At 66.0% G+C, this 25,686-nt stretch carries 22 protein-coding genes and 1 pseudogene; 12 read left to right on the top strand and 11 right to left on the bottom strand.

What is annotated here, in order from left to right; genetic code table 11:
- Positions 1-9: 9 nt before the first annotated feature.
- The 4 genes from E0E18_RS13550 to E0E18_RS13535 all read left to right on the top strand — a co-directional run bounded on the left by E0E18_RS13550 (position 10) and on the right by E0E18_RS13535 (position 3,823).
- Positions 10-1,014 (top strand): ABC transporter substrate-binding protein, encoded by a 1,005-nt coding sequence (locus E0E18_RS13550; protein WP_066585001.1) that lies wholly within the window; start codon positions 10-12, stop codon positions 1,012-1,014.
- Positions 1,011-1,931, top strand: a complete 921-nt coding sequence (locus tag E0E18_RS13545) for an ABC transporter permease (protein WP_066584993.1) — start codon at positions 1,011-1,013, stop codon at positions 1,929-1,931. Before E0E18_RS13550 ends, E0E18_RS13545 begins: the two co-directional genes overlap by 4 nt.
- Positions 1,928-2,689 carry an ABC transporter ATP-binding protein gene (locus tag E0E18_RS13540; RefSeq protein WP_066584990.1) on the top strand — a complete coding sequence of 254 codons (762 nt, stop codon included), beginning with the start codon at positions 1,928-1,930 and terminating at the stop codon, positions 2,687-2,689. The genes E0E18_RS13545 and E0E18_RS13540 overlap by 4 nt, the downstream gene beginning before the upstream one ends.
- A gap of 132 nt (positions 2,690-2,821) precedes the next feature.
- Positions 2,822-3,823 carry an oxygenase MpaB family protein gene (locus E0E18_RS13535; protein ID WP_161972314.1) on the top strand — a complete coding sequence of 334 codons (1,002 nt, stop codon included), beginning with the start codon at positions 2,822-2,824 and terminating at the stop codon, positions 3,821-3,823.
- Between the two features lie 43 nt (positions 3,824-3,866).
- On the opposite strand, the gene speB is transcribed toward E0E18_RS13535, so the two are convergent.
- Together speB and E0E18_RS13525 are read right to left on the bottom strand one after the other, a co-directional pair.
- Positions 3,867-4,856, bottom strand: coding sequence for an agmatinase (gene speB, locus E0E18_RS13530; protein ID WP_227871008.1), 990 nt, complete (start codon positions 4,854-4,856; stop codon positions 3,867-3,869).
- 93 nt (positions 4,857-4,949) lie between these two features.
- Positions 4,950-6,311 (bottom strand): MFS transporter, encoded by a 1,362-nt coding sequence (locus tag E0E18_RS13525; RefSeq protein WP_130841829.1) that lies wholly within the window; start codon positions 6,309-6,311, stop codon positions 4,950-4,952.
- Positions 6,312-6,974: 663 nt separating this feature from the next.
- Here E0E18_RS13525 and E0E18_RS13520 point away from each other — a divergent pair.
- The 3 genes from E0E18_RS13520 to E0E18_RS13510 all read left to right on the top strand — a co-directional run bounded on the left by E0E18_RS13520 (position 6,975) and on the right by E0E18_RS13510 (position 10,618).
- On the top strand, positions 6,975-8,330 hold the full coding sequence (locus E0E18_RS13520; RefSeq protein ID WP_130841826.1) for a dicarboxylate/amino acid:cation symporter: 1,356 nt from the start codon (positions 6,975-6,977) through the stop codon (positions 8,328-8,330).
- A gap of 19 nt (positions 8,331-8,349) precedes the next feature.
- Complete coding sequence (locus E0E18_RS13515) at positions 8,350-8,727, top strand: PH domain-containing protein (protein ID WP_066584978.1); 378 nt, start codon at positions 8,350-8,352, stop codon at positions 8,725-8,727.
- Between the two features lie 385 nt (positions 8,728-9,112).
- Positions 9,113-10,618: a purine-cytosine permease family protein gene (locus E0E18_RS13510; RefSeq protein WP_130841824.1), complete on the top strand. Its 1,506-nt coding sequence runs from the start codon at positions 9,113-9,115 to the stop codon at positions 10,616-10,618.
- 3 nt (positions 10,619-10,621) lie between these two features.
- Here the strand turns inward: E0E18_RS13510 and E0E18_RS13505 are convergent, their stop codons facing one another.
- The 5 genes from E0E18_RS13505 to E0E18_RS13485 all read right to left on the bottom strand — a co-directional run bounded on the left by E0E18_RS13505 (position 10,622) and on the right by E0E18_RS13485 (position 16,744).
- The gene (locus E0E18_RS13505) at positions 10,622-11,503 is read right to left on the bottom strand and encodes a hypothetical protein (RefSeq protein ID WP_130841822.1); all 882 of its coding nucleotides are present in this window, start codon (positions 11,501-11,503) and stop codon (positions 10,622-10,624) included.
- A gap of 105 nt (positions 11,504-11,608) precedes the next feature.
- On the bottom strand, positions 11,609-12,538 hold the full coding sequence (locus E0E18_RS13500; RefSeq protein ID WP_130841820.1) for an ornithine cyclodeaminase family protein: 930 nt from the start codon (positions 12,536-12,538) through the stop codon (positions 11,609-11,611).
- Positions 12,539-12,579: 41 nt separating this feature from the next.
- The gene (xdhB, locus tag E0E18_RS13495) at positions 12,580-15,000 is read right to left on the bottom strand and encodes a xanthine dehydrogenase molybdopterin binding subunit (RefSeq protein ID WP_130841818.1); all 2,421 of its coding nucleotides are present in this window, start codon (positions 14,998-15,000) and stop codon (positions 12,580-12,582) included.
- On the bottom strand, positions 14,997-16,172 hold the full coding sequence (locus E0E18_RS13490) for an ABC transporter substrate-binding protein (RefSeq protein ID WP_130841816.1): 1,176 nt from the start codon (positions 16,170-16,172) through the stop codon (positions 14,997-14,999). Before E0E18_RS13490 ends, xdhB begins: the two co-directional genes overlap by 4 nt.
- Positions 16,173-16,231: 59 nt before the next feature.
- Complete coding sequence (locus E0E18_RS13485; RefSeq protein ID WP_130841814.1) at positions 16,232-16,744, bottom strand: nucleoside deaminase; 513 nt, start codon at positions 16,742-16,744, stop codon at positions 16,232-16,234.
- 60 nt (positions 16,745-16,804) lie between these two features.
- Between E0E18_RS13485 and E0E18_RS13480 the strand changes: the two genes are divergently transcribed.
- Complete coding sequence (locus E0E18_RS13480) at positions 16,805-17,764, top strand: LysR family transcriptional regulator (RefSeq protein WP_202616778.1); 960 nt, start codon at positions 16,805-16,807, stop codon at positions 17,762-17,764.
- On the opposite strand, the gene E0E18_RS13475 is transcribed toward E0E18_RS13480, so the two are convergent.
- From E0E18_RS13475 to E0E18_RS13465, 3 genes are read right to left on the bottom strand one after another with little or no spacing between them, the layout of a single operon-like run.
- Complete coding sequence (locus E0E18_RS13475) at positions 17,711-18,085, bottom strand: AtuA-related protein (RefSeq protein WP_237559840.1); 375 nt, start codon at positions 18,083-18,085, stop codon at positions 17,711-17,713. The two genes, E0E18_RS13480 and E0E18_RS13475, sit on opposite strands and share 54 nt — an antisense overlap.
- On the bottom strand, positions 18,085-19,491 hold the full coding sequence (locus E0E18_RS13470) for an acyclic terpene utilization AtuA family protein (protein WP_130841809.1): 1,407 nt from the start codon (positions 19,489-19,491) through the stop codon (positions 18,085-18,087). Before E0E18_RS13470 ends, E0E18_RS13475 begins: the two co-directional genes overlap by 1 nt.
- Before the next feature lie 40 nt (positions 19,492-19,531).
- Positions 19,532-20,965: a CitMHS family transporter gene (locus E0E18_RS13465; RefSeq protein ID WP_130841807.1), complete on the bottom strand. Its 1,434-nt coding sequence runs from the start codon at positions 20,963-20,965 to the stop codon at positions 19,532-19,534.
- A 147-nt stretch (positions 20,966-21,112) separates the two neighbouring features.
- Between E0E18_RS13465 and E0E18_RS13460 the strand changes: the two genes are divergently transcribed.
- Positions 21,113-22,150: a LysR family transcriptional regulator gene (locus E0E18_RS13460; protein ID WP_161972313.1), complete on the top strand. Its 1,038-nt coding sequence runs from the start codon at positions 21,113-21,115 to the stop codon at positions 22,148-22,150.
- On the opposite strand, the gene E0E18_RS13455 is transcribed toward E0E18_RS13460, so the two are convergent.
- Positions 22,101-22,982: an alpha/beta fold hydrolase gene (locus E0E18_RS13455; protein ID WP_130841803.1), complete on the bottom strand. Its 882-nt coding sequence runs from the start codon at positions 22,980-22,982 to the stop codon at positions 22,101-22,103. The two genes, E0E18_RS13460 and E0E18_RS13455, sit on opposite strands and share 50 nt — an antisense overlap.
- Positions 22,983-23,051: 69 nt before the next feature.
- Between E0E18_RS13455 and E0E18_RS13450 the strand changes: the two genes are divergently transcribed.
- The 3 genes and pseudogenes from E0E18_RS13450 to E0E18_RS13440 form a co-directional block, all read left to right on the top strand.
- Positions 23,052-23,555, top strand: coding sequence for a CGNR zinc finger domain-containing protein (locus tag E0E18_RS13450; RefSeq protein ID WP_130841801.1), 504 nt, complete (start codon positions 23,052-23,054; stop codon positions 23,553-23,555).
- Positions 23,556-23,582: 27 nt separating this feature from the next.
- Positions 23,583-24,410 carry a haloacid dehalogenase type II gene (locus tag E0E18_RS13445; RefSeq protein ID WP_337189544.1) on the top strand — a complete coding sequence of 276 codons (828 nt, stop codon included), beginning with the start codon at positions 23,583-23,585 and terminating at the stop codon, positions 24,408-24,410.
- Positions 24,411-24,740: 330 nt separating this feature from the next.
- Positions 24,741-25,613 (top strand): annotated as a pseudogene (locus tag E0E18_RS13440) (IS30 family transposase); the annotation flags it as partial.
- Positions 25,614-25,686: the final 73 nt, after the last annotated feature.

The following is a 25,686-nucleotide window of genomic DNA, read 5'->3' as shown; positions in this document are numbered from 1 at the left end:
GAGATACCCGTGAGATCAACTGTTTCAACCACCTTCCGCCGGCTCACCGGCGTCCTGGCCGGACTCACCCTGATCGCAGGCGTCACCGCCTGCGGAGGTGCCGACGCCGACGACGACAGCACCGGGCTCACCCCGGTCACCGTCGGCTTCCCGTGGAACGGCGGCGCAGGGTCCACACCCCGTGACACCGGCCCCTTCGGGTACGCCGAGTCCCTGGGACTGGCCGAACCGATCCTCGAGAAGCACGGCTTCGAGTTCGAACGCTACGTCGGGTTCAACAACGGCCCGCCCGTGGTCCAGGCACTGCAGAGCGGGGACGTCACTGTCGGTTCCATCGGCGACGTTCCTGCGGTCCAGGCCCGCGGCAACGGGCAGACGATCAGTCCGGTGCTGGTCAAGAAGCCGGCGTCCGGGATCTGGTTCCTCACCAACGATCCGGCCCTCGACAGCATCGACAAGCTGAAGGGGAAGAAGGTGGGCCTGCAGTTCGGCTCCAACTTCGACCGATACGGTCGCGCCGCCCTGGACCGTCACGGCGCCCTGGACGAGAACAACCTGGTCAACCTTCTCTTCGCTGACGCCCTGCCCGCCCTGCAGAAGGGAAGCATCAGCGCTGTGGCGGTCCCTGCGAACGTGGCGGCCGTCTGGCTGGAGAACAACGACTTCACGGTGGCGTCGAAGGCGGAGGTCGACGATCCTGACCTGCTGTCCACCAATGTCGCCGTGACCACCGACGACTTCCGCCGGGACCACCCGGAGATCACCGAGGCGTACTGGGAGGTCGAGAAGGCGGGCATCGCGGAGATCCGGAAGGACCTGGACAAATATGTGGCGTGGGCCGCAGATGCACAGAAGGTGTCCGTCGAGTCCGTCCGGGTCTCCAGCACCTGGCAGTACAGCGACGAGAGAATCGATCCGGACGGTGTGCGCACCCTGGAGAGTTCCCTGGCGTTCCTGCTGGACCAGGGCATCGTGAAGAACGGCTTCGACGTCAATGAATGGGTGAACTCATGAGTGTCTCACTGCAGGGGCACCGGGACGCCACCGGCACCGGTGGCGGAGAAGCCACTACGGCAGCCGGCACGTCCCTGCCCCCGTCTGACGGTGGAGACAGGACAGGGACCGGACTTGTCCCGCCCACGGTACGTACCAGACGCCGACAGCCGTGGTGGCTGAACCTGGTGCTCCGGGCCAGCGGCCCCGTGGTGCTCGTGATCCTGTGGGTCGCGGCGTCCGCGAGCGGAGCGGTCACCTCCCAGCAGTTCCCTGCTCCCTGGGAGGTGGGGCATGCATTCGCCGAACTGGCCCGGACGGGGGAACTGTGGGAGAACATGTCGGTGTCGTTGAGGCGTGTCGCGGTGGGACTTGTCACGGGCATCTCAGTGGGCCTGGTCCTCGGAATCGTCTCGGGACTGTTCCGCCTCGGTGACCAGCTCATCGATCCGACCGTGCAGATTGTCCGCACGATCCCTGTCCTGGCGATCACTCCGCTGCTGATCATCTGGTTCGGCATCGATGAACTGCCCAAGATCATCATCATCTCCCTGGCGTCCGGTATCCCGACGTACATCAACACACACCTCGGGGTCCGGCACGTGGACTCCCGCCTCATCGAGGCCGGCCGCGCCTACGGGCTGGGCCACCGGCAGCTGGTGTGGACGGTGGTCATCCCCGAGGCGCTGCCGCAGATTCTTCTCGGGTTCCGGATCGCCATGACGGCTGCGCTCGGGGCACTGGTCGTCGCGGAACTGTCCAACACCCAGACCGGGCTCGGTTTCCTCATGACTTCGGCCCAGCAGTACTTCCAGACTGACATCGTGGTCGCCTGCATCGTCATCTACGCCGCCGCGGGCCTGCTCGCGGACACTGTGGTGCGGGTGCTCGAGCGTGTGACCATGCCCTACAAGTTCTCCCGGGAGCCACGCAGATGAGCACTGTGACACAGACGGCGGCGGAGACGCGCACCTCCGTCATCGTTGACGGGGTCACCCGGAGTTTCGGGGGACGCCGCATTCTCGACGGAGTCTCGTTCACGGTGGAGCAGGGCGAGTTCGTCGCCCTGCTGGGCCGTTCCGGCGGCGGGAAGTCGACGATTCTCCGCATCCTCGCCGGGCTGGAGACCGCGGACTCCGGCACTGTGCTGACCAGGCCGAACAGGACGATCGTGTTCCAGGAACCACGACTGGTCAGAGGACGGAAGGTGTGGGACAACATCACCGTCGGCATTCCGGGCGGGCGCCGGGAGCGTCGCAGACAGGCGTCCGCCATCCTCTCGGAGGTGGGACTGGAAGGGTTCGGGGACGCCTGGCCGACATCGCTGTCCGGTGGCGAGGCTCAGCGTGTGGCCCTGGCGAGGGCCCTGATCCGGTCCCCTGAACTGCTCCTGCTCGATGAGCCTTTCGGGGCGCTGGACGCACTGACCAGACTGAAGATCCAGTCCCTCGTCGCGGCTCTGCACGGCAGGCACAATCCGTCGGTGCTGCTGGTCACACATGACGTCGATGAGGCGATCCTTCTGGCCGACCGGATTCTGGTCCTGCGTGACGGTGGGATCGGTGCGGAGTACCGGGTTCCTTTCGGACGCCGACGGTCCCGCTCCCTCCCCGGCTTCAGTGAACTCCGGGGCAGCCTGCTCGGTGAGCTGGGGGTGAGCGAGGAGATCGGGGTGGACGCCGGGGACGGACGCTGAGGCGGGTCCCCACCTTATTTCGTTTCCGAACCTTGACGGCACCCGGAATGTGACGTAGGCTACATCGTCAAACCTGTAGTGACCGCTACAGAAAGCCGCCGACGGCGGCACCCACCGACGATGGAGAAAGCCGTGTTCCAGCAGAGACACCCCGAACTCTGGGCCAACCGGACCCTCACGGTCCGGCAGGCCCGCCGCCTCATCGACGACCTGGACCCGGAGCAGGACTGCGCCGAGATCACCCACATCTCCCTCGAGGTGATGACTCCCCCGTTGTTCTCCCACATGGCCTACGCCTCAGGATTCGCACGGGGCACCACACACCCGGCGGAAGCCAGGGCGGTACACCGGGGCGCCGGCTACCTCCACGCCCCCGTCAACAGGGACAGGGACACGATGACCTTCTTCGGCCTGCTCCACCGCTACGGCCCGCACAGTCCGGAACTCCAGGAACTCGCCGACCGGATCCAGCAGATCCACCACGACGTCCGCGGTGTCGGCAACCAGCTCCAGCTCCACATCCTCGGGCTGATGATGTACGAGCCCGAACGGTGGGCCAGGGACCTGGGGCTCCCCGACTACTTCACCGACCGGGAACACCAGGCCCGCTACCACCTCTGGAAAGCCATCGGCACCAGGATGGGCATCCGCGGGATATGGGACAGCTACGGGGAGGTCGAACCCTGGATCCTCGCCTTCGAGGAGAAGCACGGGGCGCGCAGCAGCGAGGGAGTCGAGATCTACCGGGGACAGATCCGGGGCTTCGAAAAGTACTTCCCCCGACCGCTCCGCTTCCTCGCGGGCCCGGTCCTCACCGCCGGCCTGCCGGTCAGCGCACGCGACCATCTCGACGCACCCCGGGTCCCTGTGCTGGTCGACAAGGCCATGAGAGCCGTCGCCACGGTCGTGCGGTTGACCGAACCGGTCCGACCGGTGAACCTCTCCTCCACCTGGGTCAGGGACTTCAGCCGGATGGGCGACGATCCTGACATCTCCAGGATGGGTTACCAGCACGACACCTCCTCCGACCCCCGCTACGCGAAAGTCGCCGCGGCAGGCGAAGGCCACAGGTTCACCGTCGCCGAAGGCCTGCAGCCGGGGCGGGGCTGCCCCATGCACGGTGCCGGCATGTGACCTGCCGCAAGCACCAGGGAGCCGACAAATGGGGCTACCGGGGTCAGAGGGTCTTTTTCGCCATCAGAGACAGGACGTCATAGACCACCGTCGCTCCTGCCAGTGAGGTCACGTCAGCGTGGTCGTAGGCGGGTGCGACCTCGACCAGGTCCGCGGCGACGATGTTGAGTGAGCCGAGCATCCGCAGCATCAGCAGGAGTTCCCTGCTTGTCAGACCACCGACTTCCGGGGTGCCGGTGCCCGGCGCGAAAGCGGGGTCGAGAACGTCGATGTCGACCGACAGGTACACCGGCAGGTCCCCCACTCTCTCGAGCACCTGCTGTGCGGCCGCTTCCGCACCGATACGGTCGATGTCACTGCAGCGGATGACCTTGAATCCGAAGTCGGCGTCGTCCCGGAGGTCGATACTGTCGTAGATGGGCCCCCTCGTTCCCACGTGGATGGAATGGTCTTCGATGAGCAGCCCTTCCTCGAACGCCCGGCGGAAGATGGTGCCGTGGGTGACCGGCGCGTTGAAGTAGGTGTCCCAGGTGTCCAGGTGGGCGTCGAAGTGGACCAGTGCGACCGGGCCGTGCTTCGACACCGCGGTGCGCAGCAACGGCAGAGCGATGGTGTGGTCCCCGCCCACACTGATGAGGCGGCGTCCTTCCTTCTCCCCCAGCACCTCGGTGGCGTGCTGCTGGATCTGGTCCATGGCCGCAGGGATGTCGTAGGGGGTGCAGGGCACGTCGCCGGCGTCGACGATCTGCAGCTGTCGGAACGGCGCCACATCGAGTTCGACATGGAAGGCCGGACGGATCAGCCGGGACGCGCCCCGAACTCCGATCGGAGCGAAACGGGCACCCGGCCGGTAGGACGTACCGGTGTCGAAGGGGACGCCGAGGACGGCGATGTCGTAGTCGGGTACCGCAGTAATCTCCGGCATCCGGAAGAAGGTGGAGGCACCGGCGTAGCGGGGCATGGTCGTGGCGTCGACGGGGCCGACGGGATCCGGCACAGGGGTGAAGGATCGTGACGTGGACGGTTCTGACATTGGTTCTTGCCTTTCGGTCTGCAGGATGTGTGGGTTCTGTCGGGTGGATGTGACTGTCGTGCAGGTGACTGCCGCGACCTGTGCAGGGGTGGATCAGGCGGCGGCCGGGGTGCCTGCCTGGTTCGCCACGGCACTGAGGCTCTGCCCCTTCGTCTCCTCTCCCCAGGCGAGAGTGGCCGCAAGCCCTACGACGGAGATCGCGGCGCCGACGAGCAGTACCCACGAGATTCCCGCGTCAAGGGCAAAGGGCATGGCATAGGTGGCGACCGCGGCGCCGATACGGCTCACCGCGGTTTTCACTCCCACTGCGGTGGCTCTCACCTCGGTGGGGAAAAGCTCGTTGGGGTAGACGATCTGGAGGAAGTTGGCGGCGCCGTTGAAGAAGGCGAAGGCACAGATGGCGGCGAAGACGAGGGCCACAGGGCTGTCCTGGAACAGTCCCACACCTCCCCAGATCACCGCGACGATTGCGAATGTCCAGGTAAGAAGAGGTTTACGGCCTATGCGGTCGACGAGAAGGAGTCCGGGGACGCCACCGACGACGAAAAGCACGGCCAGGAAGATCTCGGCACCGTTGCCGGTCAGTCCGACCTCGGCGAGGATGTCGTAGGAGAAGGAGTAGATCGACAGCATGGGGATCACCTGGCACATCCAGAACACGGAGACGAACAGGGTCCGCCGCAGGTACCTGCCCTGGAAGAGCGAGCGCAGCGACGCCTTGCGTTCAGGTGCAGGTTCCCCCAGGTCGGCTACCCCGTAGCCGGGTCCGAAGGCCCTCCGGATCGAATCCTCCGCCTCCTCGGTGCGCCCCTGACTGACCAGCCATCTGGGTGATTCCGGGGTCCCCAGGCGCAGGCCGAGGGTCAGCACCGCGAAGAGCGCGGGACTGGCGAGCATCCACCGCCAGGCGTCGTCGCCCGCAAGTGACGTGCAGATCATTCCCACGACCGGCGCCACGGCGGCACCGATCGCCCAGACGACGAACGTCGCGCCGAGCATCCGTCCCCGGTACCTGGCAGGCAGGTACTCGGCGAGAAGTGACGTGGCGATGGGGTAGTCGGCTCCGATGGCCATACCGACCAGGAATCTCAGCAGGATGAGCTGCCAGACGTCTGTGGCGAAGAAGCTGACCACCGACAGCACCGCCAGAGCCAGGAGGTCGGCGATGTACATGATGTGACGGCCGATCTTGTCGGTGAGCCATCCGAAGACCAGCCCGCCGATGAAGATGCCGACCATGATCGCGGCAGCGATGAGGCCCTTGTCCGAGTTGGTGACCTCCATCGAGGTTCCCATTGACGCCCAGGTGAAGCCGATGATCGATATGACATAGCCGTCAATGAACGGGCCACCCGAGGAGAACAAGGTGAGCTTTCTGTGGAACGGTGTGAGGGGCGAATCGTCGATGAATCCGGAGAGTTTCGTGGTGGTGGGGCTGTGCCCGACGGCTGACATGGGTGCTCCTTGAAAAATGCGGAGGGACACCCCGGCGGACCCGTCCTGCGTCCCCGGGGCGTCCCGGGCGGTGTGCGCGGGTTGCCGGAGCCGCGTCCTCGGTCCCCTGACGGGAGCTCTGACGCGACTGTGACGGGGCCAGTGAAGGCGACGGTCGCCGGTACCGACGGTGCGTCGGCGTCAACAGGGACGCCGAGGGACCGTGGTCAGCAGGTTCGTGGCCGGAAAGTGACGGGTGAACTGACCCCGGTAGGGGTCACGGGACCGTTCGAGCCTGTACGTCCGATGTTTCCGGCACCACGACGCACGGTGAGGTTGGGCTGCAGGCGGACCAGTGGTGCGCAGTGCATGATCTCCAACTCCTTCCGGTGGGTGCACGGATCTGGGGGAGCCTGACTTCGACTCCGTTTCCAGAACGTACGGAAGGCAGGTTACCGCCGTGTTTCCGTCCGGGAACCGGTGAGCAACCGGACTGCTGCCCGGCTCGTTTCTTCGTTTCCCCGTACCCGGATCCGGAATGGCGAAGTCCCGGCGCCGGAGGCACTGAGGGACAGGGGCTCCGCAGGTGTGCGGCCGTACACAGTGACATGCGGGATCATCCCGTTACCGGGGCGACACTGACCTGCAACACGGTGAAACCCGGAGAATCTAGGGTTCCGGGACATGAGTCCAGAAAATGACAACGGAAAGATTCCGCTCGCACCAACGGAGACCTCCCGCCCCGTACCGCAGCGTATCGGGACGACAGGGCCGGGACGCCTCCGTCTCGCATTCAGACATCCCGCGGTACTCATCGGCCTGGCCGCGGTCCTGGGGGTCGTCGCCGGTCTGGTCCTCGGCGACTGGGCCGCGAACCTGAAGTTCATCGGCGACATGTTCATCAGGCTCATCCAGATGTCGATCGTTCCCCTGGTCATGGCGTCCGTCATTGTCGCCACCGGGTCGATGACAGGTACCGGGACCGGGCGACTCGCTGCGCGTACCTTCGGCTGGATGCTCGGGTTCTCCGCGGTCGCCGCCGTTCTCGCGTGGGCGCTGGCAGGGGTTTTCCGTCCCGGCCAGGGCATGGTCTTCGACGGCGATCTGGACCCCTCGCTCAGGCAGGAGGCGGACCAGGCCGGCGGCTGGCAGGAGACCCTCCTGAACTTCGTGTCCACCAACATCGTCGAGGCGATGGCTAACGCGGACATGCTGCCCGTCATCGTGTTCTCCCTCCTGTTCGGTATCGCACTGAACTCCTGGATGTCGGCGACCGGCAACAGGACACTTCTCGGGCTGTTCGAGGGGATCCAGAACGTGGTCCTGGTGATGATCCGGTACGTCATGTACACCGCACCGGTCGGAGTGTTCTGTCTGCTGGCGTCCCTCACCGGTGAGCAGGGACTGTCGGTGGTCACGTCCGCTCTGTCCTACCTGGGGGTCACTGCTCTCGGCGTCCTCATTCTCCTGGCCCTGTTCCTGCTGGTCGTGTGGGCACGGACCCGTCTCAACGTGCTGAAGTTGTGCGGCAAGCTCGCCGAGCAGACGGTCATCGCGGTGACGACGACAAGTTCCGCGGTGACCTTCCCCACCGTGCTGCGGAACACGGTGGAGAAGGTCGGGGTGAGCCGTCGCGTCGCCAACTTCACCCTCTCCATCGGTCTGACGATGGGCTCCTACGGGGCGGTGCTCAACTACATGATCGTTGTCATGTTCCTGGCCCAGGCGGGAAATGTGCAGCTCAGTGCAGGACAGATCGTGCTCGGCGTATTCCTGTCCATCATGCTCAACATGGGCACCATCACCGTTCCGGGCGGTTTCCCCGTCGTGGCGATGTTCCTCGCCGCCTCACTCGACCTTCCGGTCGAGGCAGTGGGACTGCTCATCGCGGTGGACTGGTTCACCGGGATCCTGAGGACTTTCCTCAACGTCAACGGTGACACCTTCGTGGCGATGCTGGTCGCACGGTCCGACAACGAGATCGACCACGACGTGTTCTACGGCCGCAGGGCCGTCACGGAGGAACCGGCAGACCGGTGAAGCATGATAGCGTGCACCCATGGCAGCTGAACTGGACGTAATCACCTCCTGGCTTTTTCAGTCGGAGGTTCCTATTCCTGACGACATCGGCCCGCTCCTGGTACCCGGGGAGCAGCCCGTGGCCGCGTACAAGACTTTCCGGGATTCCGCCGTCTTCACCGACCGGCGCCTGATCGTGCGTGACGCCCAGGGGATCCGTGGGAAGAAAGTCGAGATGTACTCACTTCCGTACTCGGCGATCAACATGTGGTCGACCGAGAACGCGGGAACACTGGACTTCACCGCAGAACTCGAACTGTGGACCCGTGCGGGGAAGATCAAGATCAGTCTCGGCAAGCAGGTCGACGTCAGGCGGATAGACAATCTCATCGCGCAGATCCTTCTGACCGACCGCTGACCCGTTCCGACCGGGGTTTTCTTCTTCAGGGCGGGGTCAGGGCAGAGATGCTCCGGAGGACGAGGTGGCCGGCGGGGGCCGACCGGGCCGGCGGGGGCCGACCTGGCACACCGACCGGGCTACGCCCCGGGCAGGTGCGGGCGGGTGAGGTAAACGGGGTGGGCCGCCGGCAGAACCCGTCAGAAGTCCGTCATTTCCTCCCGGTTAACTTTCCGTCTTCGGTCTGTCAGCCGGAGGACCTACCGTCTAGCATCATTCGTGTTCCGCGCAGAACACCATAAGTAGTCTCCTGAACAACTTATGCGGCGACGGCCGCCTCTTCCCCACCACCCCTGATCCTGCCTTTCACCGGGCAGGAGTCCCCGCCGACCTCTGAAGGAACACCATGTCCTCCCCCGAGCCCGGTGTGGTGCTCAACGCCGCACCGAAGACCACGAAAATTGAGACCCACGGTATCGCCACCATCCCCCACGAGGACCGCACTTCCGGATGGTTCGACCTGATGCGGATGCAGTTCGGCGGTGCCAACACCTTCGCCACCGCCCTGTTCGGCAGCGTCGCCGTATCCCTGGGCCTGTCATTCTGGCAGGCGGTTGCTGCAGTCGTCCTGGGTGTGGCCGTCGGCACCGCAGTGCTGGCGCCCATGGGCCTCTACGGTCCACGGACCGGCACCAACAACGCAGTGTCATCCGGGGCGATTCTGGGTGTGAAAGGACGCATCGCAGGATCACTGCTGTCCTTCCTCACCGCCGTCGCGTTCTACTCGATATCCGTGTGGGTCGGCGGTGACGCCATCGTCGGCGCCCTGACCCGGATCACGGACGTCAGTGACTCCACCGGACTGCGCACGGCGATCTACGCTGCCATCGGCTTCACCGTCATTGTCGTGGTGACCTACGGCTACCAGTTCATGCTGATGGTGAACAAGATCGCGGTCATCACGAACACCGTCCTCATGCTCCTCGCCTTCGTCGCTTTCGCGGGATCCTTCGACCCCTCCTACAGCCCGGGGCCGGACGCCTACGCCCTGGGATCCTTCTGGCCGACTTTCGTCGCCGCCGCTCTTGTCGCGATGAGCAACCCGATCTCTTTCGGCGCCTTTCTCGGCGACTGGTCCCGTTACATCCCTGCCGACACCCCGCAGAGAAAGATCATCGGGGCGACGTTCCTGGCCCAGGGGCTCACACTCGTCCCCTTCCTCTTCGGTGTCGCTACGGCAACCCTCGTCTTCGGCGAGGAAGACTACGTCGTCGCGCTCATCCAGGTTTCTCCGGGCTGGTATGCCGCACTTCTCATCGTCGTCGCCTTCATCGGCGGAATGTCCACCGGCACCACCGCGCTCTACGGCACCGGGCTGGACTTCTCCTCGGTGTTCCCCCGGTTCAGCAGGGTCCAGTCCACCATCGGCCTCGGTGCGGTGGCCTTCCTCTTCATCGTCACCGGACGCCTGTTCTTCGACCTCCTCGAGGTCGTCAACGCTTTCGTCGGGGCGATCCTGGTGACGACGACTCCCTGGATCGTGATCATGACCCTGGGTTATGTGTTCCGCCGCGGCTTCATCGACGCCGATGCCGTCCAGGTGTTCAACCAGAGGAAGAAGGGTGGCAGATACTGGTTCCGTGACGGTGTCAACTGGCGGGCAATGTGCGCCTGGCTGCTCGCATCCGTTCTCGGCCTGCTGTTCGCCAGCTTCCCGCCGATCATCGTCGGCCCTTTCGCCGACCTCGGCGGGGGGATGGACCTCAGTCTCGTCGTCGCGGTGGTCAGCGCTGTCATTCTCTACACCGGCCTTCTCTTCCTCTTCCCGGAGCCGGACTACGCGTACAGCGACCGCGGATCCTTCCTCGTTCCGACCCGGAGCGAACCTGTGCCGGCAGTCATCGACGAATAGGCACTACAGCTTTCCCCGGACCCGGTTACCGGTGCCGACGCACATCTTCACGTACCCGGCGATCCAGGTACCGGCCAGCGGGGCCACCGGCAGGTCCGCGGGAAGGGCGAGGGTGAGAGGAACCGCGGCGTCCACCACCGTCCGGTACCAGTCCACCCCGGTCAGACTGTTGGTCACCCGCTCACTGGAGAGCACCTCTCCACTGACGAGTGCGCAGGGTTCGGCGTCCTCCGGATCCCCGGTGCTGTGCACCCGGAACAGGGAAGGGCACACCAGTCCCACCGGCACCTCGCCGGCCTCCCGCGCCGCCGCCCGGAAGGACGCCTCGTCCACGAAAACGTTGGTGTCCACCGACACGGCGGTCACAGAAGCCTGCGGAACACTGATCTCCCCGTAGAGGTCCAGCCTCCCGTCCACGGTCCTCGCCTCCGGGACCGAGCGGGCGTCATCACAGGTGGCGAAGAAACGCGCCACGACATCACCCTCATCGGTGTACAGGTCAACGTGCGTGACCTCACCGTGGACACGGACCAGCCTGGCGGGCAGCAGCGGGGCACCCTCGGCGGGGTACAGCCCCGCGACCGTCGCGGTGGTCCTGCCTCCCGCGGAACCGGGCTCCGCCGGTCTGTCCCACATCAGCAGCCTCGCCCCGGAGGGATCGTCGTAGCAGCGGTATGACGCGGGTACTCCGGACGCCGGAACTGCCACGGACCCGGAGCCGCCGGATGCACGGTCGCGTGCACGGTCACGCGGGACCCCCGCACCCCCGGAGGGGCCACCGGTGGCGCCGGCGCTGCGGACAAATTCGGTCGCTGAGAGGACGAGGGACTCCCGGTCGGTGGCGTCGAAGCCGAGAGAGTGCAGGTCAGGGGTGATGATTGTCATGATGCGAACTGTAGCCCGGGGGCGGGACAGGTTACCCCCGACCGGTGAGCGACTGTTCGAAAGCCGGTGATGATCGGCAGCAGGCCGGACGAAGGCCAGACCAGGTCAGGACCGGTACGCCAGTGCCGCGACGACAAGATCCTCCCAGCCCATGCCGACTGTCTTGTAGAGGGCCGGGCCTCTCCGTCCGTCAACCGGGCGCGCCGGACCGTCGAGCACCAATGAACGCAGAGTCCGCAGATCATCGGCAGTCACCCCACCCTCCCCGAGGGCCATGACGATATCGCCGGCCTCACGCAGGGCCGTGTCCACGTCCTCGACATAGACGGTACTGCGCTCGACCAGGGCCGTGTCCACCTCCCTGACATCCGGCTCGTGTGACCCCATGGCGACGACCACGGCGTCGTCGCGGACAGTCCCTCCCCGGAACAACGGCCGGGCGGCGCTGGTGCAGCACAGCACCAGGTCGGCGTCAGGAACAGACTCGGAAGAGGTGGACGCGTAGGCGTCAAAACCAACTCCTACCAGTCGGGAAGCCATTTCATCAGACTTCTCCGGCGTCCGTCCCACGACCGCAACGCGCCCGATCTCACGCACCGACGCGACTGCGGCCATGTGCCCGAACGCCTGTGGCCCGGTGCCGAACAGTGTGACCCGCAACGGGGCGTCCTCCCGGGCCAGGTACTTCACACCGAGAGCGGACAGGGCCGGGGTCCTGATCTCGGTCAGCGCCGCACCGTCCAGGACAGCCAGAGGCTCCAGAGTCGCTGCGGACATCAGCAGGTACGTCCCCTGGATCTTCGGCAGACCTGCCGCCGGGTTGTCCGGGGCGACAGAGGCGATCTTCACCCCCACGAAACGCCCTGCCTCCGCCGGCATGAGCAGCAGTGAACCGTGCGTCAACGGCACGTTTGAGCGGGCCGGCGACGTCGCCGGGTCGAAACCCGTCTGCAGGGCTGCGTCCAGCGCCTCGACAGCATCTTTCACGGACACTCTGGCGCGAATCTGGTCGGCGGTGACAGACGGGAGAGACATGTACTCCATCTGTACCGGAAAAGCCCGGCCAGAGACACCGTTCACACCAGGTTCCGCACACCGGCGTCCCCCGGTTCTGCAGTACCCGGCGCCGCGGCGCGTACACGCTCCACCGCCCAGAACAGTTCTTCCGGTGTGGAGGGAAGTGCCAGGGCAACGCGGGGACGCCGGGGGGTCGGACATGTGGGTCCGGGCGTCGGCGTCCCGAAGGCTGCCACTGCCTCGCGCAGTGCCTCACGTACCGCCAGCGCGAGTGTGAACGGCGGCTCCCCGACTGCCTTCGATCCGTAGACAGCGCTCTGCCCCTCCCCTCCGACACCCTCCCGGTCAGGCTCCTGTTCAAGGAAGCGGACGTTGATCTGTTCCGGCATCTCCGACAGGCTCGGGATCTTGTAGGTTCCCGCGGAGCTGGTCAGCAGTCTCCCCCTCCCCGGCCCGTCCGAGCAGTCCCAGCGCAGGTCCTCGAGGGTGAGCCAGCCTGTTCCCTGCACGAAACCCCCTTCGATCTGACCCCGGTCGACAGTCGGTGCCAGGGACTGTCCGACATCGTGCACGATGTCCACCCGACGTACCGTGCAGGAGCCGTCGAACCTGCTGATCTCGACTTCGGCCGCCGCCGCCCCGTAGACGAAGTAGCGGAACGGTGTCCCGGTGACACTCCCGGCGTCCCAACTGATCCCGGGGGTACGGAAGAAGCCGGACGCCGACAGCTGCACGCGTCGCAGGTACGCGGCCTGCACGACCTCCTCCCAGGTCAGGGTGTGTGCGGCATCGGTCGGCGCGCCGTCGGCGCGGACGCGGCCGTCACCGAAGCGCACCTCGTCGACGCCGCAACCCAGCAGGTCCGCCGCGACGCCCCGGAGCCGGTCGATGATCTCGTCGCAGGCCGCCGTGACGGCACCTCCGTTGAGGTCCGCCCCTGAACTGGCCGCCGTCGCCGAGGTGTTGGGGACCTTGTCCGTCCGGGTCGGTGCCATGCGCACCAGTGACCGCGGGACACCGAGCGCAGTCGCCGCGACCTGCAGCATCTTCGTGTGCAGTCCCTGTCCCATCTCTGTGCCACCATGGTTGACCAGGACCGATCCGTCCTTGTAGACGAGGACAAGGGCGCCGGCCTGGTTCAACGGCATGTATGTGAATGAGATGCCGTACTTGACGGGGACGACCGCCAGTCCCCGCCGACGGTCCGGATGGGAGGCATTGAAGGCGGCGGTCTCCGCCTGCCGTCGTTTCAGGTCGGCGTCCCTGTTCACCTGGTCCCATGCGGCGCGCAGCCGGTTCACCTGGGTCACCTTCTGACCGTAGGGGGTGGTCTGCCCCGGCCGGTAGAAGTTGCGTTGCCTGACAACCCCCGGGTCCAGGCCGAGTACGGCGGACGCCTGACCCATGATCTCCTCGATGAGTACCATGCCCTGCGGGGCTCCGAACCCCCGGAACGCGGTCTGGGAGGTTTTGTGACATTTCGCGATGCGGCCGTGTACCCGCACATGGGGCAGGTGGTAGGCATTGTCGACCGAGCACAGTGACCGTTCCAGCACCGCCTCCGACAAATCCAGGCACCATCCCCCGTCGGAGGTCATGGTCGCGTCGAGTGCGGTGATCCGGCCGTCGTCGGTGAACCCTGCCTTCCAGGTGAACAGGTAGCCGTGCCGTTTTCCTGTCATCACGATGTCGAGTGCCCGGGGCAGGCGCACCCGTACCGGCCGTCCGGTGCGTACGGCTCCGATCGCCGCGACGGCCGCGAACCCGTGGTGCTGCATTTCCTTGCCGCCGAAACCGCCTCCCATGCGCAGGCACTGCACGGTCACCGCATGGGCGGGGACGCCGAGGACATGGGCGACGATGTCCTGCATTTCGCTGGGGTGCTGGATGCTGGCATGGATGAACACCTGCCCGCTCTCGTCGACCAGGGCGATGCAGGTCTGGGTCTCCAGGTAGAAGTGCTCCTGCCCGCCGATCTCGAACTCCCCGTCGATGATGTGGTCCGCGGCGGCGAACCCTGTGTCCACGTCCCCGCGGCGCAGTACCGGCTGCACGCCGTGGAAACTGCCCGCCTTGACCGCGTCGGTGATGCTGACCAGGGACGGCAACGGCCGGTAGTCCACCTCGACCGCCGCGGCAGCGATCCTGGCCTGTTCGAGGGTTTCTGCGAGCACCCAGGCGACCGGTTGACTGTGGAACATGACCTCCACGTCTCCCCCGGGAAACAGGGGCTGGTCGTGGCGGGTTCCGGCGTCGTTGACCCCCGGTACGTCGGCGGCGGTGAGCACCAGCACAACCCCGGGCATGGAGGACGCCGCGGCCGTGTCGATCCCGAGTATCCGGGCGTGGGTGTGGGGGGAGGTCACCGGCCACGCCTGGAGGACGCCACGGAGACGTCCCTGCAGGTCATCGGTGTACAGAGCGGTTGCGGTGACATGACCGACCGCGCTTTCGTGGACGTCCGCGGAACCGAGGGTCACAGTGACACGCCCGGGTCGAGGAACCGGTTGGTGTACAGGTCATCCGTGGTCAGTCCTTCCTTCACGGGTGTGCCCTGGCCGGCGAAGACGGGGGTGAGCTGGTCGATGAGCCGGGACGAGCGGCCGGAGTCGAATGATCCGAGAGTGCCGTCGGTGCCGTTGCCGACGAGTTTCTCGTCCCGCATCATCGTGACCGCGTAGTCTGCCATGCCTGAGCTGTAGATCCATCCGGCGTTGAACTTCCCGACGGTGTCGACGATGAAACTGTTGGTCGCCTCCGGTGAAGTCATGTAGTTCTTCTGCGCGCGCTGGATCACCGGTACCAGTTTCTCCAGGCAGGCTGACTGCGCGTCGAGCTGATCGGTCTTCACCGCCAGTGTGGACTTGTAGGTCTGGAAGCCGGTCTCGTGGACAAGCTGGTAGTCGACCGGTCTGTCCCATCCCTCGACCTCGTGCTCGTACTGGTAGGGCTCACTGGAGGAGAAGCCCTGCTGCGCCTTCTTCCCGCCCGCGGCGACGAAATTCGACGGTGAGCCGTCGTAGCTGGAGTCGGTCTGCGATTCATCGAGGATTCCGGCACCGGTGAGGTATTTCATGTACGTCTCGTCAGAGAAGTAGAGGACATCGGCCCCGGCGTCCTTCAGGTCGGCAATGGAATGCACCTGCGGATAGGTCTGCGGATCCCACATGATCATCAGCGGGCTGATGTCCAGGGTGGAGAAGACCGAGGTCGTGGGCATGTCCGCGGAGTGCTGCACAGCGGAGTCCATGTTGACGTAGCCGAGCATGATGTCCGGATCCTGGTACATCAGCGAGGTCACCGCCTGGTTGCCGATGGCGGGTCCACCGGAGCGGATCTCGACGTTCACCCCGGTGTAGCCGAGGTCACCGTCGACGAGCGGGCCGGTGACTTTCTTGGCGTCCGTGTCGACGGTGATGGCGTCGCTGCTCTCCCCCGACGGGTCGAGCAGTTCGTAGAGCAGGCCCTCCTCAGCACCCGGGAACCAGTCTGCCTGGACTGTGACGGTCGACGGGCACACCGCGGACAGGTCGGTGGCGCCGATCTGCCCGTCATAGGCGGGTGCTGCACTGTCCCCGTCACTGCAGGCGCCGAGGCTGACGGCGGTAGATGCGGCGAGGCTGACGGCGGTGATGGTGCGGAAGTTCTTCACGGGGATCTCTTCTCGTTGGTCGCAGGGGCTGGTCGGGGGTTGAACAGCTGGGGTGGGCGTCAGGATCGCCAGAAACCGGTGTGCGGTTCAGCGGCCTCGTCCTCGAGCAGCGGTCCGATGATCTCGATACGGCGCTGTCCGCGGGCGGCGACCTCCCGGCACGGCAGATCCATGGTGGGGTTCTCCGGGTCGGCACCGGTCAGGGTGGCGAGACGTTTCTCCGACAGGCCGTAGACGATCCGTCCGATGCCCGTCCAGTAGACGGCCCCCGTGCACATCGCACAGGGTTCCGCGCTGGTGTAGAGAGTGGCGTCCGCAAGATCCTCGGCAGGTCGCGACCTGGCGGCCGCGGCAGCGGCGGTGAGCTCCGCATGCTGGGTGGGGTCACCTTCCGGAGGCATGGAATTGTTCCCCCTCCGGGAGATGACCTGGCCGTCACGGTCCACGACAAGTGCGGCGAACGGGTGCCTGCCCCGGTCCTTCGAAGCGGCGGACAGTGCTATAGCTTCCCGGAGGAAGCGCAGGTCGGTGGTTGTGGGCAGGGAGTCACCCTCGTCAGTTGCGGTCGTCATGGTCCGGCACAGTATGGCGGCTGCGGCGATAGGGGAAGTGAGGAACCATCGACCGTTCCGATGGATGACCACTGCGACGGCCGGCCTGCGGCCCCCGGTGACACGATGTACGTTGCCGGTATGCGACTGACTCTGGAACAGGTCGAGGCCTTCGTCCTCGCGGCACGCCACGGCTCATTCTCCGCCGCGGCGCGGTCCATGGGTCGCAGCCAGTCCACGGTCAGCACCGCGATCGCCAACCTGGAGATCGCCCTGGACACGGAACTGTTCGACCGGTCGTCACGGTTCCCCCGGCTGACCGCCGCGGGGGCGGCGCTGCTGCAGGAGGCGGAGGCACTCTACAACCGGGGGATCGAGTTCGAACGACACGGGGACGCGCTGGCCTCCGGGCAACCGACCAGGATCACGGTGGCGGTCGGCGTCCCCCACCGCCAGGTGACGCCCGTGTTCGCCCGGTTCGCCGGAAAGTACCCGCACGTGGACCTGACGATCCAGAATCCCGCCAACGGCGACGTCGCCTCACTGGTCATGCAGGACGAGGCACTGCTCGGAGTGACATTCGCCATCCCCCGGTACCCGGAGGAGATCGCGTTCCGACAGATGGGGCGGCTGGTCATCGCCCACGTGGTCCACCGGTCGCACCCCCTCGCCGCAATCCCCCGGCCGTCCTTCGAGGACATGAGGGACTTCCGTCACCTCGCGTACACGGCCCACGCCCAGACCCTGCCGACGACCGAGTACCTGCAGTCGACCCAGACCTGGTTCTCAGACTCCTACCAGTCGCTGATCCACCTCGCACTGGCCGGCGTGGGATGGGCGACCGTACCGCGGCAACTGGTGCTCGACGAGATCGCGTCCGGCGAGCTCGTGGAGTTGGAAATGGGTGCCTACCCGTTCACCGACTGGTCGGTGAACGTCGACGTCCTGTGGCGACGGGGACGCCGCTTCCCGCCGGTCGAGGAGTGGTTACGGCTCCAGCTGTGCCGGCACCGGGTGCATGAGGTGGGGCGGTTCAGCTGAGGGGCTGTCGTCCTCCGCGTCTTCCAGCGGAAGGGTGAGCATGTGGTAGCTCAGGGTCTTGCCGTGGCCGTCGAGCACCGGTGATCCTGTCACCCCTCCTCCGAGCACTCCCCTCAGTTCGGCGACGAAGGCTTTCACCGCGGGTATCTCCCGCAGTGTCACGGTCGCCACGTCGCACCGGAAGTGCCGGGCGACCGCCGTCGCTGTCAGTCGGGTGCGCAGGTGGTGGTAGTCGACGGTGGTCCGGGGCAGCACCGCGACGATGAGGGTGTCCCCCTTGTCACCGGCCCTGGCGTCGGCGTAGTCGTCAAGTCTCTTCATCACCGTTCTCCTTCCGGTCGTGTGTCCGGGTCAGTCTCTCCCGGGATTGTCCGGGGGGCGCCGGCGGATGTCACGGTGGCCACAGCCGGTTCCACCAGGTGTCTCGGCAGGAGTGTCGACCGGACGGCGAGGACCTCACCACGGCCCTTGCGCGCCCCTCCACCTCCTGCGGGTCCTGAGCAGTACAGTGCCTCCATTTCCCAGCCGATCGCTTCCGCCTGCGTCTCTGTCGGTACCCTGCCTGCCACCCGGAGACGGACCTCCGGCGGATCCGCGGGTACCGGTGCCATCCCCCGGAAGGCGGCGCCGGTACCGATGAACTCGGCGTTGAGTGCGGCCGGGTCCACCCCGTGGATTCTCACCAGCCGGTCGGAGACGACTGACCAGGCAAGCTCGGCGCGTTGCCTGGCCCGGGGGCCCGCATAGGTGATCTGCCCTTCCCCCGTCCAACCGCTGCGGAACCCGAGGGTGACTTTGAGGGTTCCGGTGCGGGGGCGGCCTGTCGCCCCCGATACACGGACGGAGTCGGGGCCCAGGGTGGTGATGCTGATTCCGGTGAAGTCGGCGACGACGTCGGGGGTGAGGTGGGGGGGGGGGTCGGCGTCCTCGTAGAGCGGTTGTTCCCTGACTGTCTGCGGGGTGATTTCCCCGCCGGTACCGGCGAGTTTTCCGAGGACCGCGGTGCCGTCCTCACTGATGTCGGCGAAGGGGAATCCGAGGTCCGCCATGCCCTCCACCGGTTTGGTGACAGGGTCGGCGAAGTAGCCGCCGGTGAGCTGTCCGGCGCATTCCAGCAGGTGGCCGACCATGGTCCCGGCGCCGAGCCTGTGCCAGTCGTCGAGCTGCCACCCGAATTCGTGGACCATGGGTGTGAGGAAGAGGGAGGGGTCGGCGAGTCGTCCGGTCACGATCACGTCGGCACCCAGGGCGAAGGCGGGGAGGGCCTGTTCGACGCCCAGGTAGGCGTGGGCGGAGACGAGTCCGTCGTTGTCGGCGGACAGGGGCCGACCGGTCTCCCATATCTGCGGGTCTGTGTCGGTGACCTGGGTGAGCACACCGTCGCCGGTGAGGACGGCGACTGTCACCTGTCGGTCCGGGAGGATCTCGGAGGCGATGCGTGCGATGAGGCGTGCGGCTGCTTCGGGGTTCGCTGCCCCGGAGTTGGTGACCACGGTGGTTCCGTGGGCGACGGTGTGCGGCAGCACCGCCCGCATGCGTGTCTCCAGCAGGGGGTCGTATCCGGTGTCCGGGTCGTTGAGTCGTCGCAGCTGGCCTGCAGCGACGGTGCGTTCGCCGAGGCATTCGAAGATGAGGTAGTCCAGGTTCCCGTCTTCGGCCAGTTTCACGGCGGGGTCGAGGCGGTCCCCGGCGAAGCCTGCGCCGGATCCTATTCTGATGGTCTTCATGACGTGTCCCTTCGTGGTTGTCAGAGGTCCGGAGGTGGCGTCAAATGCTCAGTGCGCCGGTGACCAGCGCGGTGAGTGTGATGACGACTGTTGTGCCCCAGGCCCAGAGGAAGGTGAACTTCTGGTGGTCCCCGAGTTCGACCTTGGCCATGCCGATGAGGATGAAGGTGGAGGCGGTGAGGGGGCTGAGCGGGAAGCCGGTGGTCATCTGGCCGGCGATGGCGGCGTGGGCGATCATCGCCGGGTCCACTCCCATGGCCCCTGCGGTTTCGGCGAACACGGGGAGGACGCCGAAATAGAAGGCGTCCGGGGTGAACACCAGGCTCAGCGGCATGGATATCACCGAGAGCGTCACCGGCAGGGCGTCGGCCATTCCCTGGGGGATGAGGTCGGCCAGTGCCCGCGCCATCTCCTGGATCATGCCTGTTCCGCCGAGAACACCGGTGAAAACTCCGGCGGCGAAGACCATGGAGGTCACGAGGACCACACTGGACCCGTGTTTCTGCATCAGTTCCTGCTGGTCCTTCCAGCTGGGGATGTTGATGCACAGGGCGATGACGAAGGCGACGAGGAAGCAGATCTCCATCGGGATGCTGTGGGTGAGCATGACCACGATGAGAACCACTGTGAGCAGGGCATTGGTGATCATTCGCCAGCGTGGGACGTCGGTGTCGTTCCACTGGTGGGCCGCTGCGTGGTCGAAGTCGGGGTGGTCTCCGCTGACGGTGCCGGTGGTGGTGACGGTGCCGGTGGTGCCGGTGGCGTCACTGCTCGTCGCGTCGGTGCCGGTAGCGTCACTGCTGCCGGTGTCGCCGGTGGCGGCTCCCACCGTGACTTTCTCGCGGGCGTCGAGGGTGATTCTGCCGAGCCTTCGCCGTTCGCCGCGGCCGAGGAGGTAGCTGGCGACCAGTACCCACACTCCCCCGGCGATCATCGGGATGATCATCGGTGTGAAGATCTCTGAGGACGGCAGGTCCAGGGCGGCCATGGCGCGAAGTGTCGGCCCGCCCCAGGGCAGCAGGTTCATCAGGCCTGCGCCGAGTGCGACGACGGCGGTGAGCACGAGTGGCCGCATACCGATGCGGCGGTAGATCGGAAGGAATGCCGACAGGGTGATCAGGAAGGTGGCGGCACCGTCGCCGTCGAGGGAGACGCACATGGTGACGAGTGCTGTTCCGACGGTGATTTTGACCGGGTCGCCTTTCGCCCAGCGCACGATGGTGCGGATCAGCGGGTCGAACAGTCCCTGTTCCATCATCAGGCTGAAGTAGAGGACGGCGAAGGTCATCATCACGGCGACCGGGGCGACCTTGAGGACGCCGTCAGCCATGTAGCTTCCGAGGTCGGGGCCTTCACCGGCGAGGACGGCGAAGACGACCGGTACCAGGACGAGTCCGACGAGGACAGATGTGCGCGTGAACAGTGTGAGTGCGAGGAACACCCCCACGGTGAGAAAGCCGAACAACGCAAGCATCGTGGGCTCTCCTCTCATAGGTACTGCGGCGGCCGTAGGGCACCAGGATGTGATGCAGACGACACGCCGCGTGGACGGAGTTGAGTATGAGCCACGCCACTTAGTTGTGTCCAACAACAATGTAGCATAGATTAATGATCCATGCGCATGAATGAGATCACCGTCGATCACATGCGGACCGTCATCTGCATCGCCGACCAGGGTGGATTCACCGCGGCTGCCGACACTCTCGGGCAGTCCCAGTCCTCGCTCAGCAGGATTGTCGCCCTGGTGGAGCGGACGGTCGGCACCCGCCTGTTCGACCGGACGACACGGAAAGTGGTCCTCACCGACACCGGTGAGGAGTTCGTCCGGACCGCCCGACTCATCGTCGGAACCTACGACCGTTCGGTCAACAACTTCGTCAGCTACCTCAACGGCCCGAACGGGAACCTGAGAATAGCGACCCTCCCCTCCCTCGCCGCCACCTTGCTGCCGCCGTTCATCCACCGGTTCCACCACGCGTTCCCCCATGCGACGATCGACCTCCTCGACCTCAAGGCGGCCGACATCCTCGGCCTATGCAGGGAGGGTTCCGTCGACCTGGCCGTCACCGCGGAGGACGCCGAACTGTTCCACCCGCTCCCGGACCATTTCCGGTTCACCCCCGTCGCCGAGGACGAATTCGTCTGTATCCTGCCGTCCTCCCACCCCCTCGCCGCGCAGGAGTCGGTCTCGTGGACCGATCTCGCCGGTCAACCTTTCGTCTCCTTCACCGGAGCCAGTTCCGTCCGGAGGATGACCGACCGGATCCTCGGCGGTGCCGGTATCGTACCGTCCCGGACCGTCTCCGCCGGGACAATCTCCGCGGTCGCCGGACTGTGCGCCGCCGGCCTGGGCATCTCGGCCGTCCCCGGGTTCGTGGTACCCATGACCAGGGTGGCGGGGGTGACGATCCGCCCGCTGGTACCGCTGGACACATCGGTGCCGGTGACCCGGCGCGTCGGTATCCTCCGGGACTCGACCCGCCCCCGCACCCCTGAGGTCACCGAGTTCCTGGCTCTGCTGTTGTCCTCCACCGCCGGAGAGAACAGGTTGCCCGAGTTCACCCACTGGGTCCGTGGAGCGGGGGAAGCCGCAGGATCCCCTCAAATCGTCACTTCCCGGCCGGGATCTCCCGTACTCCGGCCAGCCACTCACGGATGATCGCCGCAACCTGGTCACCGTGGGATTCCAGGAGGAAGTGCCCGCCGTCAAGCAGTTCGATGCGGGCGTGCGGGGCGTCCCTGCGGAACGCTTCAGCTCCTGCACTGCCGAAGATCTCGTCGTTTCGGCCCCACACGGCGAGAACAGGAACCTGTGACGTGCGGAGCCATGCGTGGACCCGCGGGTACAGGGGCAGGTTGGAGCTGTAGTCGCCGAAGAGTGCGAGCTGGATGCTGTCGTTTCCGGGCCGGGCGAGCAGTGCGAGGTCGTGCTCCCACGCGTCCGGGTCCACCGTGTCCGGTTCCGGGACGCCGTGCAGGTACTGCCACTCGACAGCCTCCCTCCCGAGTGCCGGGCGCAGGGCCTGTTCGTTGGCGGGGGTGGGATCCTGGCCGTAGGCCCAGATCGGGTCCCAGAACTCCGGGACGAACCCTTCCTCATAGGCGTTGCCGTTCTGGGAGATGACGCCCTCCACCGCTGCCGGGTCGGCGAGTGCGAGACGCCAGGCGACGGGAGCGCCGTAGTCCTGGACGTACACGGTGTACCTCCTGACCCCCAGAGCCCGGAGGAATCCACGTGTGACGTCGGCGAGTGCGTCGAAGGTGTAGGTGAATTCCTCCACCGCGGGGGCGGACGACCGGCCGAAGCCGACATGGTCTGGTGCGATCACGTGGTAGTCCTCGCCGAGGACGGGGATCAGGTGGCGGAACATGTGGGAACTGCTGGGATATCCGTGCAGCAGGAGCAGGACCGGGGCGTCCTGTGGTCCGGCTTCCCGGTAGAAGATGTCGAGCCCGTGGACCGTGACCGTGCGGTGGCGCACAACAGACATCACTAACCTCCAAAACGTTGCTTACTGGTTATCCGTACCGTAGCATAGGCACCGATGGGAGGTCGATGCATGATCGACGAGGAAGAACTGCTGCTGGGCGTCCTGAACACCGCACCACTGAACGGAGGACACCCCGAAGAACACCTGACAGGTGAGCGCGGTGCGGACCTGGCCAGGACTCTCGGAGGTACCGGTTCCCCGGAGGAACTGGAACAGCTCAGGAGGGTCCGCGACGCACTCCAGTCACTGATCCGCGGCCGAACGGAAACCCTCGGCGCCCTGCAGCAGGTCATGGACGAGGTCCACATGGTGGGCACGGTCACCCCGGGAGGACTCAGCTGGAGCCTCGCCGCACCGGACGACGTCCGACTTGCCGCGCAGGTCATCCAGGCCTGGTCGGCGGTCAGTCAACGCCTGCCGGGACGGCTCAGGGCGTGCGCGAACGAAGAATGCAACCTCTACCTCATCGATCACACCCGTCCAGGAACGGCAAAGTGGTGCTCCATGTCCACCTGCGGCAACCGCATGAAAGCACGGGCCCACGCCGCGCGCCGTCGCTCCCGGTCCCGCTGACTCCCACGACCCAGGTTAGGAACCCAGATGCCCCGCCACACACCCCACGAGACAGTCCCCGAAACAGCCCACGAGGCATCCACTGCCGCCCCAGGTGTCCCCCGCCGTGCTGTGCTCCCCGAAGAGATGACCGCTGTCAAGGCACTTGTCTTCGACGTCTTCGGAACAGTGGTCGACTGGCGCGGAGGTGTGGCCCGGCAGTCCGCGCCGTTCCTCCGCCGCCACGCCCCCGCCGTCGACCCGTACGACTTCGCCGACCGGTGGCGCGCCGAATACCAACCGGCCATGGAACGCGTCCGCAGCGGCGAACGCCCGTTCGTCCGCCTCGACGAACTCCACAGGGAGAATCTTGACCGTGTACTTGCCGGCCTCGGCACCGACCCGGACGCCGTCGCCGTCGCTGAGCGGGACGAGCTCAACCTCGTCTGGCACAGGCTGGACCCCTGGCCCGATGTGATCGCCGGTCTCCGCTCACTTCGCGAGCGGTACATCATCGCCCCCATGTCCAACGCCAACGTGCGCCTCGCACTCGACATGGCCAAACGGGCCGGACTGCCCTGGGACGCGATCCTCGGCGCCGAGGTGGTGCAGTCCTACAAGCCGGCTCCGGAGACCTACCTGCGCACCGTGGACATCCTGGGGCTGGAACCGTCCCAGGTCGCCATGGTCGCCGCGCACAATGACGATCTTGCCGCTGCCCGGGCCTGCGGACTGCGGACGGTCTTCGTACCCCGCCGGACCGAGAACGGACCCCGGCAGGTCACCGACCTTGAGGCGGAAAGTGACTGGGACATCGTCGCCGAGGGTTTCGGGGAACTCGCCCGAACACTGGGTGCGGGTGGTTCCGGAATCTGAGGCAGGCCGGGCCCAGATCGAGGTCCGGGACACGCACCGGTGCCCGGACACTGCCCGTCCAGTACACGGCCGATCATGGCAGCAGGTGACGAGAAAGCCTGTTCTCCGATGACCAAAGACAGTGTGATTCTGTCACCTGGCCCACCTGCCCCGCATTGTCCTCCGGGGTCAGCTCGACGACGGGGTGGATGGGGAGAATGGGTGCATACCGTGGCTCTCTCACGCTGCAATATCGGTAGGAGAACCTCCGGGCCGGCAGCTGCACCGCTACCTCGGCTCGGCGAAATCGACTGACACCTGGGGTGGCTTCTCCCCGAGCCGTGACAACCGCTTGCTGGGCCGGTGACGGCGGGGTGGAAGGGCCGGGGCAAGCCACACCGGCAGGATCGTCAGTGGGCGACGGCGTGGAGTCCGGAGCAAATCTCTCACCGGCTTGAGATCGATTTCCCTGATGATGAGTCCATGCGTATCAGTCACGAAGCGATCTACCAGTCGTTGTTCATCGAGGGTCGTGGCGCGCTCAAGCGGGAGCTGGTGACCTGTCTTCGCGCCGGGCGGGCACTGCGCCAGCCTCGGGCACGAGCACGGAACAAGCCGCAGGGGCATGTCACCGCGGAGGTGGTCCTCAGCAAGCTGCCCGCCGAGGCCGCTGACCACGCGGTTCCTGACCACGGGGAGGGCGACCTGATCATCGGTACGGCCCGGTCCGCGCTCGGCACGGTCATTGAACGCTCCAGCCTGGCGACGCTGCTGGTGCACCTACTGAGACTCCAGGGGTGGGGCACGACACCTCCCACGAACAGCGGTCCATCGCTGAGCGCGTACGGTGCCGAGGCGATGAACACTGCGCTGACGGCGTTGATAACCCGCCTGTCCGAACAGCTTCGCAAGACCCTTGCCTGGGACCGCGGCAAAGAGCTCTCCGGGCACGCGCGGTTCACCCTCGACACCGGCACGAAGGTGTTCTTCGCCGACCCACACTCGCACTGGCAACCACCCGCGAACGAGAACTCCAACGGGATGCTGCGTCAGTACTTCCCGAAGATTACGGACCTATCGATATGGTCGGCTGAGGACCTTGAAATCGTTGCCCTCTCACTCAACAACAGGCCCCGAAAAGTCCTCGGCTGGCGCACTCCGGCCGAAGCTCTCAGAGAGCAGCTACACTCACTCCAACAGACCAGTTTTACATCAACCGGTTGAACCCGCCTACTCGACACTGTTTTCCTACCGAAGGGTCACACAGGAGAAATTGCATTTCCGCCAATTCCAAGTG

Origin of the sequence: Corynebacterium neomassiliense (assembly GCF_900626215.1) — a bacterium.
GTDB classification, from domain to species: domain Bacteria; phylum Actinomycetota; class Actinomycetes; order Mycobacteriales; family Mycobacteriaceae; genus Corynebacterium; species Corynebacterium neomassiliense.
The sequence above is the reverse complement of the archived record's forward strand: the minus strand, read 5'-3'. Positions and strand labels throughout refer to the sequence as shown.